Raw genomic sequence first — 13,596 nt, 5'->3', positions numbered from 1 at the left:
ATGAAGGAGGAGCATGAATGGTCGAACAGATCGATAGGTTTGCAGAGTCATCACAGAACGGCCCAGATGGCCGCTCGGGATACGATGCTGACGACATTCAAGTGCTCGAGGGCCTCGTTGCTGTACGCAAACGGCCAGGCATGTACATAGGTAGCACAAGCTCGTCAGGTCTGCATCATCTGGTGTGGGAAATCGTTGATAATGCGGTGGATGAGCATCTTGCGAAGTACTGCTCGAGAATAGATATTACTTTACACAAAGACAGTTCAATTACGGTATATGACAATGGCCGAGGCATTCCAACAGGAATGCACAAGACAGGAATTCCAACACCGCAAGTTGTATTCACTATACTACACGCGGGTGGCAAATTCGGAGGTTCAGGATATAAGAAGTCCGGTGGTCTTCACGGTGTTGGTGCCTCGGTTACGAATGCATTGTCAGAATGGTTAGAAGTCGAGATTTATCGTGATGGTAAAATCCATCGTCAACGCTTTGAATACTGGCAGGATAAAAAAGGAATTGAGCACGTAGGAGAGCCGGTAAGTGGGCTTGAAGTGTTAGGGAATACGAACAAGACAGGCACGAAGGTAACATTTAAGCCAGATGCGCGTGTCTTTTCGGCTGGAATTCATCTGAATTACGATACACTTGCAGAGCGACTTCAGGAAATTGCTTTCTTGAACTCGGGTCTTCGGATTGTACTGAAGGATGAGCGAAGTGGTAATAGCGATGAGTTCTTTTATGAAGGAGGAGCAAGTCAATTCGTTGAGTTCTTGAACGAAGGAAAGGATGTCCTTCATGATGTTATTCACTTCTATGCCGAAAAGGATGAGATCGAAGCGGAAATTGCGCTGCAATATAACGCAGGATATACCGAAACGATTGCTTCGTTCGTTAACTCCATTCCAACGCGGGGTGGAGGAACACATGAAACGGGATTTAAGACAGCTTATACGCGTGTTATGAACGACTACGCCCGTAAGAACAATCTTTTGAAAGAGAAGGATAAGAATCTTGAGGGTAACGATCTCCGTGAAGGTATGATGGCTGTAATCAGTGTCAAAATGTCTGAAGTGGAGTTCGTAGGTCAAACGAAGGATCAGCTCGGTAGTGCATCTGCACGTAGTACGGTGGACAGCATCGTTACTGAGAAAATGCAGATTTTTCTAGAGGAGAATCCACAGATCGCTCAGACCCTTCTTAAGAAGGCGATTCAAGCATCCAAGGCACGTGAAGCAGCGCGTAAAGCCCGGGATGAGATGCGAACGGGTAAGAAGCGCAGTGAAAGTTCCAACCTCGGCGGGAAGTTAACACCTGCACAGTCCAAAGATTTCACTCGTACTGAGCTATTCATCGTAGAAGGTGATTCAGCAGGTGGGTCTGCGAAACAAGGGCGAGATTCTAAGCTTCAAGCCATTCTGCCATTGAAGGGTAAGCCGATGAATCCCGAGAAGTCGAAGCTTGCTGATATTTTGAAGAATGATGAATATCGTGCGATTGTAGCGGCGATTGGTGCTGGAATCGGTAATGAATTTACAGCTTCAGACAGTAATTATTCAAAAATTATTATCATGACCGATGCTGATACGGATGGAGCGCATATTCAGGTGCTTCTACTCACGTTCTTCTACCGGTACATGAAACCACTCATCGATGCAGGCCGAGTTTATATTGCACAGCCACCACTTTATAAGATCTCAAGTAAGTCAGGCAAACTCCAAACGGTGAGATATGCTTGGCATGAAGAGCAGCTTGCGAATTACTTGAAGGAGTTCAAAACTTATGAGCTTCAGCGCTATAAAGGACTGGGTGAGATGAATCCTGATCAACTGTGGGAGACAACGATGAATCCGGAATCAAGAACTTTGCTGCAGGTTCAGATAGAGGATGCAGCGAAAGCGGAACGACGAGTATCTACACTGATGGGGGATAAGGTTGATCCCCGGAAGCGCTGGATCGTAGAAAATGTGAACTTTGCAGAGTTTGAGGAATAGAAGGTGAAGTCATGAGTTTATCAGAACAGTTTTTACCGGCCTTTCTAGAAGAGATTGTGGGTGACCGCTTTGGTCGGTATTCTAAATATATTATTCAGGATCGAGCGATACCTGATGTGCGTGATGGTCTAAAGCCTGTACAGCGCCGTATTCTGTACGCAATGTACGATTCCGGCAACACACCGGATAAACCGTATCGTAAATCCGCCAAAACGGTCGGGGATGTTATGGGTAACTATCACCCTCACGGTGACTCGTCAATCTATGAGGGTATGGTTCGTATGGCACAGCCGTGGAAGATGGGACATGTTCTCGTAGACGGACACGGTAATTGGGGATCTCAGGATGATGACCCAGCTGCAGCAATGCGTTATACCGAAGCACGCCTGTCACCGATCGCGATGGAATTGCTTCGAGATATCGAGAAACGGACAGTGCTCTTTAAGGATAACTTCGACAATACGGCCAAAGAACCGGTTGTCCTTCCTTCGCGCTATCCGAACCTACTAGTAAACGGTACGAGCGGGATTTCTGCTGGTTTTGCTACAGAGATTCCACCTCACAATTTACGCGAGGTAATTGACGCTTGTATCGCCGTAATGCAAAAGCCAGATATTGAGCTTCATGAAATTATGACATTCATTAAAGGTCCGGACTTCCCAACAGGCGGTATTATTATGGGGGGAACGGGGATTCAGGACGCTTACCGGACAGGCAAAGGCCGTGTCTATCTGCGTTCGAAGACAGATATTGAATCTCTACGTGGTGGTAAGCAGCAAATTGTCATTACCGAAATTCCATTCCAAGTTGTTAAAGCACGTCTTGTCACAGCGATGGAGAACATTCGTATCGAGAAGAAAGTTGATGGTATTGCAGAAGTTCGGGATGAGAGCGGACGCGAAGGCCTTCGGATCGTTGTAGAGCTGAAAAAAGACGCAGATGCGAACGGTATTCTTGCGTATCTCTTCAAAAAAACAGATCTACAAGTGACTTACAACTTCAACATGGTTGCGATCGTTAACAAAACTCCGCAGCAGCTTGGTCTAAAGGCGATGTTAGAGGCTTATATTGCCCATCAGCGCGAAGTTGTTACCTTCCGGACCCAATATGAGCTGGAAAGAGCGGAAGACCGTGCGCATGTATTAGAGGGCCTAGTCAAGGCTCTTAATATATTGGATGAGGTTATTGCGGCAATTAAAGCCTCCAAGAACCGTCAAGACGCACAGAATAACCTGCAATGGATGTTTGGATTTACAGAACGACAAGCTGATTCAATACTGACCCTTCAGCTTTATCGTCTGACCAACCTGGAAATTCATTCGCTTCAGAAGGAACTGGATGAATTGACGAAAAAAATCGAGGGTCTTCGCGCAATTCTGGACAATGACAAGAAGTTGATTTCCGTTATTCGTAAAGAGTTGATGGAAATTCGCGATAAATATGGTATTGATCGTCGTTCATTAATTCAGGAAGAAGTGGAAGAGATTAAGGTGAATCTTGAGGTGATGGTTGCAGCAGAGGATGTACTTGTCACGCTCTCGAAGGACGGATACATCAAACGCACAAGCATGCTGTCATTTACTCGCTCAGGTGGGGAGCCTGACAGCTCAGGTGTAAAAGAAGGCGACTATGTCACCCGCTTGCTAGAGGTTAATACCCTTGATAACCTGTTAATCTTCACACAGAAAGGGCAATACTTCCTTCTACCCGTGCACCAGATTCCAGAGTACAAGTGGAAAGAGGCAGGTACAGCCATTGTTAACGTCATACAACTGGCCAAAGAAGATGAGATTGTGTCTGTCATTCCGGTATCCAATATCGAAGAAGAAGGGAAGACGCTTGTCTTCGTGACTCGGAATGGTCAAGTGAAACGGACGGAACTCAAGGAATACGCTACGAAACGGACTGGCGCTGTTGCAGCAGCAAAAGTTGCAGCAGAGGATCGGGTGCTTACCGTAACTTTAAGTGATGGAACGAAGGATATCATGCTATTTACTAAAGATGGCATGAGTATTAGGTTCCAAGAGCAAGAAGTTAACGCTATGGGACGTGTCTCTGGCGGCGTAAGAGGTATTCAGTTACGTGAGGGTGACGAAGTAACAGCTGCTTTATGGGTAATGGAGGACGAAGGTGAAATATTGACCGTGACCGATCTAGGATATGGTAAACGATCATTACTCCTTGACTATCCTACTCAGAGTAGAGGTGGAAAAGGTATCGTCACCTTCGAATTCAAGGAAGGCAAGCGTGTGAAACCGAATGGTAGTCGGATCGTTGGAGCATTCTATTGTAGGGAACCACTACGAATTATGGCGTACAGCCGAGAAGGTACTGCCTTTGCTATTGATTCTGAGAAAGTACCGATTCATGAACGTAAATCGATTGGTAAGCTGTTAGCCGATGTCGGTAAGAACGGTGAGATCACAGACTTACTTTTGACTCCTGAGTTAAAACATAATTCTTCAGAATAAAAACAATTTTGTTGAGTAGACAATATAGTTTTACTGCACTAATGGACACTGAATTCCTGTTATGGAATTCGGTGTCTTTTTTGATGCCGAAGAAGGTTTGATGGGAGAGTTGCACGGCTCTTGTCGAATGTGTGAGATGTCTGAAAAAGCTTGTCAGTAAAGGATTAGCGGCATTTGTCGGATGCTTAGAGATTATATTTTTTATCAAAAATAGCAGGAAAAAGAAGCTTATGGCACGAAAGTTAATCATATAAAATACCGGATATTCTGGTCGCTGAACTGTAATCTTTAAGCTGATTATTCGTAGTTTTTTCATGGAGAGGAAGGAGTTAATGATGATGCATACGAACGAATTTGCAAAAGTATGGTCTAAGCTGGCCAAGGATTATAGACTTCATATGGAGAGTGGTCTTGCACCTGCATTAACTGAAGCACAGCTCACAGTGCTTGAAGTATTAGAGGAACAGAAGAGAATGAAGCCTTCTGACTTCATACCTTATTTGGCAACAAGCCCGGCTGCTGTAACGATGCTGCTTGACAGGATGGAGAAGAATGATTTGATTATCAGGCAACGGGACGAAAAAGATAGACGAATCGTTTGGGTTACGATCTCAGAACGTGGACGAGCAGAGGTTTTGCGAGGGATGCAAGTTAGAGAAGATTATTTGTCACATGTACTTAACCGCATCTCTTCACATAATCAACAGCTCCTCGTTTATTTGCTGGGTAAAGTTAGTGCTGCTCCGCAGGAAGCTGGTTAGATTAGGGGTTACAACGAGGGAATGAATCGCTCCTACAAGGAGTTTTAACCTGATGAAATAGGAACCCCCCTGTAAGATATCATGATCTTACAGGGGGGTTCTCGTGTAAGGGTCTATTGATAGTTCTTTAACTCTTCAAGGATCCGAGCAGTATCAAATGAATTCCACGGATGCATGTCAGGAGGAGTCGATTCAATGCGTATCTCTTCCTTCGTGACCGGATGTGGGAATCCGACAAGCGCTGACCAAAGAGCGATCTGCTGACCAGCTTTGTTGAACCCTTTTCCATATCTTTGATCTCCGTAAAGAGGGCAGCCGGCATGGCTGAATTGGACACGAATCTGATGAGGTCTGCCTGTGTGAAGCTCAACTAGAACGAGGCTCATAGCACCTGCTGTCTCAAGAACAGTATAGTCAAGTATCGCTTCCTTAGAGCCTTCAGTCCCTTTAGAAACGACGCTGACTGTGTTGCTGCGGCTGTCTTTGTAAAGCGTATCGACTAGTCGTCCGGTCGGCTTTTTCATTCTTCCGTGCACTACAGCTACGTATAGCTTGCGAAAATTCCGGCTACGAACAGCTTCTGACAAGCGAGAAGCAGCCTTTGACGTCTTCGCGAAGACCATAGCGCCTCCAACTGGGCGATCCAGACGGTGAATGAGTCCAAGGAATACATTCCCGGGCTTGTTGTAACGAACCTTTATGTCATCCTTCAAAATCGTCAGCATATCCGGATCTCCGGAGGAATCTTCCTGAGAGAGGATGTTTACAGGTTTACTGACGCCTAGTACATGATTATCCTCATACAGGATTGGGATATCTGGATATTTATCTTTCATGTGAGTCATAGCCACTAAGATTCCCAGCGACCCAAAATGCCACACGGAAGATTCAGGCCAGAGTTGGTTATTGGAAGTCCAATCTCACCAGCACTAATGCTGCCACCGTATCTTGGTTGCATGGTCATAGAGAGCATGTTCTTCAATACGGTGGGTGATATGCCAGTTGTATACGAGTTAATCAGCATGAAGAGTGGATTGTCAGATAGAATATCTAAACAACTCTCAAGGAACGGATATAAGCTTTGCTCCAGCTTCCAAGTCTCTCCGCTAGGTCCACGACCGTAAGAAGGGGGGTCCATAATAATGGCTTCGTATTTATTACCACGGCGCTGCTCGCGTTGTACGAATTTAAATACATCATCTGTAATGAACCGTACAGGACGGTCTGCCAGACCGGATAAAGCCAAGTTCTCCTTCGCCCATTGGACCATACCTTTAGCCGCATCAACGTGAACAACCTGGGCTCCAGCGTATGCCGCAGCGACCGTTGCTCCACCTGTGTAGGCGAATAGGTTTAGAACTCGAATTGGACGCTGTGCATCAGCAATTTTATTCATCATCCAGCGCCAGTTCGCAGCTTGCTCAGGAAACAAGCCGGTATGCTTGAAGTTTGTCGGGCGAATATGGAATTTGAGTTGATCGTAAGAGATACTCCAACGCTCAGGAAGTTGCTTTTTCATATCCCAATTACCGCCACCTGACGAGCTGCGGTGGTAGTGACCATGCACATTTCTCCATACACCACTATCATTCTTTAGAGGCCATATAATTTGCGGATCCGGACGACGCAGAATCACATCACCCCAGCGTTCAAGCTTTTCTCCGCCTCCCGTATCTATAACTTCATAATCTTTCCAATCATCAGCTACATACATGTTGAAAACCATCCTTCAAATAGTCATTTAAGCTTTATTGTACAACATTTACTGCGTATATTGCCACAGCTTGTGCATATGAGCTTCTCGCTTCTTTCTTAGTGTTCTGGTTTTGTTTCAATGGTTAGTCCTTCGACATGCTTTCGATTCATGAGCTTTCGCTTTTTGCGATTTTCTTTGCTTTCGAGAACGATGTCCAGATCATAGTCATCCGGATACAAATCTTTGCCTGCAATATGCAGCTTGAGACGTTTGTGATTGATTTTGAATTTTTGTTTCTGTATAAGAACTCCCACCATGCCGCGAGAATCAATCGTTTCGTAGACAACACCTGTCCGGTTCATTGATGACACGTATACACTATCTCCTAGTTGATAGGAAGGAAGTGACCGAGCAGGAGCGGGATTATCATCATGATCCGCTTGATGTTCAATTTTGTCTTCTAGTTGATGAAGTGGCGCCGAAGCTTTCTCTAGTGACGATGTGTCCTTAATCAGATGATCTGCTTGAGTGGAGTCAAGTGTCATCTCACTGTAGGTTGTATCTTTTTCACTCACAGACTTGCTGTCTTTCGTGAATACTGTACCTTCCTGGGTTCGCCCTGCTTCTGATATTTGGCGCGAGCGGGTGATGATCGCAGATGGGATACCTAATTTTTCGGCTATAACAAAAGCGTAACTCTGTCCGGCTTCTCCGATCTTTAATCGGTACTTCGGTTCTAGTGTTTCCGTGTCAAATTCCATTCTTGCATTCTCGAAACCAGATGTCATTGTGGCGAAATTCTTGATTTCGGTAAAATGAGTCGTTACCACCACGGTTGATCTTCGGCGATAGAGCTCTTCGAGCACAGCGATAGAAAGTCCAACCCCTTCTCCAGGATCTGTACCTGAAGCCATTTCGTCTAAGAGAATCAAGGTTTTGCCGTTGGCGGTCTCTAGAATGTGTTTAACATTTCTAATATGAGCGGAGAATGTGCTGAGTGCATGTTCAATGCTCTGTCCATCGCCGATATCGACGGAGAGATGTTCAAATACGCTGCACATACTATTCTCCTCTACAGGTATGAGTAAGCCGGATTGTACCATCAAAGTTAACAAGCCTACCGTTTTCAGTGTCAAGGTCTTACCGCCTGTGTTCGGTCCTGTAATAATTAGAGACCGATAATTGTGTCCGATTGTAAAATCCAACGGAACCATGTGAGACCCGATCAGAGGATGGGTAGCTTGTTTAAGTGAAATAACACCTTGATCGTTCAGCTGAACGTCTCTTCCGCCGATCGACAATGCATATTTTCCTCTTGCGATGATGAAATCATATAATCCTACGGTGTCGGTATTCAAGTTCAGTTCATGGTTATATTTCTCGGCGAGAGCGGTTAATTCACTCAATACCTTGGTTTCTTCACGAGCTTCATCTGATTGAAGATAACTGAGCTCCATTTGAAGACTAGAGACTTCGGTTGGTTCAATATAGACGGTCTGGCCGCTTGCTGATTCATCAAGCACAGTGCCATTCACCAGTCTGCGATGTTCTTTCTTAATAGGTAGAACAAATCGTCCATTCCTTTTGCTGATTAGCGACTCTTGCATAATGTCCTTGTGTTTATGAAGTAGGCTATCCAGTTTGCGTTTAATCCGTTCTTCACACACGATGATTTTCTTGCGAATTTTTGCCAGGTCTTTACTAGCTGCATCAACAACACGACCGCCGTGAATACATTGCTCAATTTCTGTTAGAAGCGGTGTTAACTCATACATGGAGGAAGCGTATGAGGCAATTGTAGGAGCAATTTCACTCTTGCTAGTCATATAACGAATGAGCTGTCTACAGCTGCGTAAAAATTGCTGTATGTGTGTAAAATCTCTTTCACTGAGCACATATCCTGTTCCAAGTAACTGTAGAACGGGCTCGATACCTTCAAGTGATGGGATTGGAACACTCGCGCCTGCACGGAGAAGAGTCCGAGCTTCCGCAGTCTGATCAAGCTGATGGCGGACAGCTTTAAGCTGGGTTAGTGGTTTCATCTCAAGAATATGTCTTTTACCAACATACGAAACAGCGAATCGTTCCAAGTCTTGCTGCACCTTATCGTATTGAAGTTGTTTTAGGGTGGTTAAATTCATGGGGATCATAACTCCTTTTTTTGTGATTTATACATTCCTGAAGCAGCCCCGGGCAACAAAAAAAGGCAGAGAATGAACCATAGGTTCACTCTCTGCCTTTAGACAAGTCTACCTGCATATACGATGTCTAGTTAGAATATGCCGACAAAATAACAGCATACTCATAAAAAATCCGCGCTGAACACTCAGCACGGATAAATAGACGCCAAATATACAGGATAGACATCCTGGGCTTCAATTGATATCCGTAGTTCTTAACTAATTGCATAGACGGAAAAATCCACAAGAAAATAAACATAGCCATTTCGGACTATGATTCAAGAAATTTCCAGTCTTATGAAATTTGGTTAGTTAAGAACGCTCACCGACATCAAAATCTCTCCTTAAATAGAAGGTATGAAATAAATATAAATTTTTTTATAGGTGAAAGTCAAGTTGATATATGAAGTAATTTTAAAAATTTCAGCCAGTCATTGACGTTGTTATAGGTATCGAAAAAGTATCAATTTACGTTTAAATAGTTACAATCTATTCATAATTTCATGAAACGGACACAATTTAGACGTAAATTGTCTTGCTGGATGTGTTACCTTATTATGAGTAACTTGGAATAACTAATGGCTGAATCCAAGCGAGCATAACGTTTGGTACGGGGGAACTTAATTTTGGGGTGAATGTTTATTTTTATAAACTAGGAAATACCTCTTTCCGAATCCGGCAACTAACCTCGGAAGCAACAAGGAGGAAAACATCATGAATAACATACTGAAGAAACTTCTATTATCCGGAGCGATTGTTGCTTCATCATTCGCTCTTAGTGCTAATTTTGCAAGTGCCGCAACGTCTTCCATAAAGGTTCAAATTAATGATTCACTAGTATCATTCCCGGACCAGAAACCATTTATTGACGCAAAAGGTTATACGCAGGTACCGATTCGCATGATCGGAGAAAAGCTGGGTGCAACGGTTAAATATGAGAAAGTTAACTCATACATAGTTAAGGTAACGATTAAAAAAGGCAGTACCACAATTGTACTGAAGTCAGGTTCAAGCATTGCTACTGTTGGCTCCAAACAAGTTAGAATGGACACAACGATGCGTGTGGTTGAAGGACGTTCATACGTTCCACTTCGTTTTGTTACTGAAACATTCGGATTCACGCTCAAATGGGATTCTAAGAACAATATTGCTATGTTGAGTACAGATGGCAAAACCTATAAACCAGCTTGGACAGCTCCAGCGCAAAGCGCATCCAAAGGAGCCCAGGTAGTGACTGAAGCTAAGAAACACTTAGGTGTTAAATACGTATGGGGCGGTTCTTCTCCATCGCAAGGATTTGACTGCTCTGGCTACATTCGTTATGTATATGGAAAAATGGGTGTGAGCTTGCCGCACAGTTCCATTTCGATGCATGATAACCATGGAACTCCAGTTTCAAAAAGCAATCTTAAACAAGGTGATCTGGTATTCTTTATCACCAATAAAGTTTCAACTTCGCATGTAGGTATTTATATTGGGAATAATGAATTTATTTCGGCTACAAGTAAAGGAATTACGATCGCGAACATTAACAGTTCCTATTGGGGGCCGAAATATAATGGTGCAAACCGAATTTTTTAATATCGTGAATAGCAAAGGGTTGTCTCCACGTCATCATTGATGACAAATCGGGGACAGCCCTTTTTTTGTGGCAATATATTTTGGGGGATTTCCGTCAATTAATGTAGTAGGTCACGATCTTCGGGAAATTTATCGAAATGATATGCTGCATAGGAGCAAGCGGGATTGATTTTCAAATTCTCTGTTCTAGCATAATCGATGACTTTACGAATAAGCTTCTCGGCAATTCCCTTACCCCTTAATGAAGAGTCAACAAAAGTATGATCTATGCTAATAACATCATTACCGAGGGATGTAAAAGTGATTTCGGCAACGTTCTTTCCTTGTTCTTTGATATAGAATCGTCCGGTATCTGACTGAATTTCCATGATGGATGTAAACCTCCTTTGATCTATTTTTTATTTACCCGAATTTAGTACGCTCTAAACGATTCTCGATAGGCAATACACCCTATGCTAGGCGTCTGCATATGATGAGGTAAGGATAATTCAAAGGAGTGACGATATGACAACATACTCGAATCACCAAGTCGTGTATCAATGCGACCAACATACAGCGAACTCATTGATGCAGCACAAGGAAAAAGTACATCATACGTGCAAAAACGCTGTAAATCGTAAAGTGCGGATACAGACGGTCGATAATGAGATGATCGAGGGAATCATAGTAGGCGTGGACGCAAAATTCGTATATCTAAATATTGATAATGGTGGTTCTCGTGGATTCTATCCGGGTTTCCCACCTCCAAGACCCCCGTATCCCGCCTATAATCCCATTCTTCCGTTAGCTTTGTTTAACTTACTAACGATCAGTCTATTGTTATAAGAATGTTGTAAGATCATCTGATGGAATGAAATGACATAAAAGCCTGTGTATTTTTCCACAGGCTTCTTTTAGTTAAGGGAAATATTTACATATAAATAAACATCATAATCTAGCTTCGTCCTCATAACCATTTACAGAAAGGATAAGTAATCTGGTGTTCCAGTGCAGTGGGTTGTCATTCAAGAGAGGAGGAGGAGGTATTTGTCATCCACCCCAGTAAAGAAAGTGCATTCTAACCCAAGCGTTCTGTCCAAAAGAAAATTCAGATTTAATCGAAATGATTGGATGGGTTACTTATTTAGTGCTCCATTGATTATCGGTGTGCTTGCATTTGCGATCTACCCCATGTTCGCGGCTCTCTATATGAGTTTTCACCAGACATCAGGACTTTCTTTGAATGGAAAGTGGGTGGGATTGAACAATTACAGTTATGCATTACAGGATTCGATATTTTGGCAAGCGCTTTCAAATACATTTGTCATGGGAATATGGTCCGTACTTCTTGGTATTGCACTCTCATTCATCCTTGCAAGTATGATTAACAATCTTAAGTGGCATCTGGGAAGGAATTTTTTCAAAGCAGTATACTTCCTGCCGAACGTGGTATCAGGTGTTGCTACAAGTCTTCTGTTCTCATTCTTGTTCTTCCCGTCTAAAGAGGGACTCATTAACTTCATAATTAACCTCATTGGTCTTAATCCTGTCGGTTGGTTCACGAACCCGGATGTTTCACAGTACAGTATCGTCTTAATGAGCTTATGGGGAGCGCTCGGGTATAACACGATTATTTTTCTTGCAGGACTTCAAAGTGTTCCACGTGATCTTTATGAAGCGGCCGAAGTGGATGGGGCTGGTACTTATCGTAAGTGGCTGTATATAACGATTCCTTATCTACGACCCATTTTTGTTTTTATGCTTATTATGGGAACGATCGGTGGGATGAAAAGATTTACGGATGTTTGGTTAATTGGAGGCACAGCTGGGAATCCAGGAGGAAGTCTGATGACGGTTGTACTTTATATTTACCGAAATGCCTTCTTGGCTTCTCAAATGGGGCTTGCGACAGCCGTGTCCTATCTATTGTTTCTAATGATACTCATGTTGACCGTATTCCTCATGCTTCTTAACCGTCGGAAAGACAGTTTAGATTAAGTAATAGACTTAGCACAGCGATTGAGTATACGCAGATCGGAGGGTACCATGGCGGATACGACTTTTACTGAGAAAATGACGAGGCGTAGAAGGATTTCAATGAATCAATTCTTGTTAACAGTTATTCTGTTTTTAGGTTCATTTCTTATGATTGTACCTTTTCTCTGGATGCTAGTGACAAGCTTCGATTGGGGGGCGAGGCTTAATATTACCTTTCCACCGAAAATTTGGCCAGAAGAGCCATCAATTAGAACGTTTGAAGTTGCTTTTACAAATATCAATATGTTCAAATATATCGGCAACTCTGCCATTGTTAGCGGAGGTGTCATTATTGTTAGCTCGCTTTCGGCACTGCTATCAGGGTATGCGTTATCGAAGCTGCGCTTTAAAGGGGCTAATCTGGTGTTGTTGCTTGCGTTAAGTACGATGATGATTCCGTTCGAGATGACGATGATTCCACAGTACCTGCTATTCAGCAAGCTAGGCCTAGTGGATAATTATCTGGCATTTTATCTGCCTGCAATGAATTATGCATTTGGAACTTTTTTAGCTAAAGCATTCTTTGATCAGCTCCCAAACAGTCTAAGAGAAGCGGCGGTACTAGATGGGGCGAAGGAGATCACAGTTTTTAGTCGCGTGTATTTACCATTATGTACGCCAATTATTGCTACGATGATTATTCTCTTGTTCCTTGGGGTGTGGAATGACATGTTGTGGCCACTCCTAATTCTAAAATCAGCTGCTAAATATACGATTCAAATCGGCCTCGCTATGTTCACCTATAACAATGGTATAAACCAGCAACCAGCCATTATTATGGCCGCTACAACGATTAGCCTCATTCCGGTGATGGTTGTGTATTTATTTCTTCAGCGTTACATCATCGAGAGCATTGCATTATCAGGAATTAAGCAGTAAAGAGCAATGGATTGC

The 13,596-nt window shown here is 43.3% G+C and carries 11 protein-coding genes and 1 riboswitch; of the genes, 7 read left to right on the top strand and 4 right to left on the bottom strand.

Going from position 1 to position 13,596, the window contains the following annotated elements; all coding sequences use genetic code 11:
• The first annotated feature begins 17 nt into the window (after positions 1-17).
• From parE to AC3WJJ_RS04370, 3 genes are all read left to right on the top strand, one after another.
• Positions 18-1,997 carry a DNA topoisomerase IV subunit B gene (gene parE, locus AC3WJJ_RS04380; protein ID WP_492538345.1) on the top strand — a complete coding sequence of 660 codons (1,980 nt, stop codon included), beginning with the start codon at positions 18-20 and terminating at the stop codon, positions 1,995-1,997.
• 11 nt (positions 1,998-2,008) lie between these two features.
• Complete coding sequence (gene gyrA / locus AC3WJJ_RS04375) at positions 2,009-4,468, top strand: DNA gyrase subunit A (protein ID WP_492538343.1); 2,460 nt, start codon at positions 2,009-2,011, stop codon at positions 4,466-4,468.
• Positions 4,469-4,806: 338 nt separating this feature from the next.
• The gene (locus AC3WJJ_RS04370) at positions 4,807-5,229 is read left to right on the top strand and encodes a MarR family winged helix-turn-helix transcriptional regulator (RefSeq protein ID WP_492538341.1); all 423 of its coding nucleotides are present in this window, start codon (positions 4,807-4,809) and stop codon (positions 5,227-5,229) included.
• Positions 5,230-5,342: 113 nt separating this feature from the next.
• Here the strand turns inward: AC3WJJ_RS04370 and AC3WJJ_RS04365 are convergent, their stop codons facing one another.
• The 3 genes from AC3WJJ_RS04365 to AC3WJJ_RS04355 all read right to left on the bottom strand — a co-directional run bounded on the left by AC3WJJ_RS04365 (position 5,343) and on the right by AC3WJJ_RS04355 (position 9,066).
• Complete coding sequence (locus AC3WJJ_RS04365; protein WP_492538339.1) at positions 5,343-6,074, bottom strand: RluA family pseudouridine synthase; 732 nt, start codon at positions 6,072-6,074, stop codon at positions 5,343-5,345.
• 5 nt (positions 6,075-6,079) lie between these two features.
• Positions 6,080-6,943, bottom strand: coding sequence for a class I SAM-dependent methyltransferase (locus AC3WJJ_RS04360; RefSeq protein ID WP_422660896.1), 864 nt, complete (start codon positions 6,941-6,943; stop codon positions 6,080-6,082).
• 98 nt (positions 6,944-7,041) lie between these two features.
• Positions 7,042-9,066 (bottom strand): endonuclease MutS2, encoded by a 2,025-nt coding sequence (locus AC3WJJ_RS04355; RefSeq protein ID WP_492538338.1) that lies wholly within the window; start codon positions 9,064-9,066, stop codon positions 7,042-7,044.
• A 609-nt stretch (positions 9,067-9,675) separates the two neighbouring features.
• A riboswitch (cyclic di-AMP (ydaO/yuaA leader) is annotated at positions 9,676-9,817 on the top strand.
• A 2-nt stretch (positions 9,818-9,819) separates the two neighbouring features.
• On the opposite strand from AC3WJJ_RS04355, the gene AC3WJJ_RS04350 reads away from it, so the two are divergent.
• Positions 9,820-10,686, top strand: coding sequence for a C40 family peptidase (locus AC3WJJ_RS04350; RefSeq protein WP_492538336.1), 867 nt, complete (start codon positions 9,820-9,822; stop codon positions 10,684-10,686).
• A gap of 98 nt (positions 10,687-10,784) precedes the next feature.
• Here the strand turns inward: AC3WJJ_RS04350 and AC3WJJ_RS04345 are convergent, their stop codons facing one another.
• Entirely contained in the window at positions 10,785-11,054 is a 270-nt protein-coding gene (locus AC3WJJ_RS04345) for a GNAT family N-acetyltransferase (protein WP_492538334.1), read from the bottom strand.
• Between the two features lie 136 nt (positions 11,055-11,190).
• On the opposite strand from AC3WJJ_RS04345, the gene AC3WJJ_RS04340 reads away from it, so the two are divergent.
• From AC3WJJ_RS04340 to AC3WJJ_RS04330, 3 genes are all read left to right on the top strand, one after another.
• Complete coding sequence (locus tag AC3WJJ_RS04340; RefSeq protein ID WP_492538333.1) at positions 11,191-11,511, top strand: hypothetical protein; 321 nt, start codon at positions 11,191-11,193, stop codon at positions 11,509-11,511.
• Positions 11,512-11,712: 201 nt separating this feature from the next.
• Positions 11,713-12,663 (top strand): carbohydrate ABC transporter permease, encoded by a 951-nt coding sequence (locus AC3WJJ_RS04335; protein ID WP_492538331.1) that lies wholly within the window; start codon positions 11,713-11,715, stop codon positions 12,661-12,663.
• A gap of 48 nt (positions 12,664-12,711) precedes the next feature.
• Entirely contained in the window at positions 12,712-13,581 is an 870-nt protein-coding gene (locus tag AC3WJJ_RS04330) for a carbohydrate ABC transporter permease (protein WP_492538329.1), read from the top strand.
• Positions 13,582-13,596: the final 15 nt, after the last annotated feature.

The sequence above is a fragment of the Paenibacillus sp. FW507-14B1B genome, from assembly GCF_058781425.1.
This window is presented reverse-complemented; position numbering and strand designations above follow the sequence as displayed.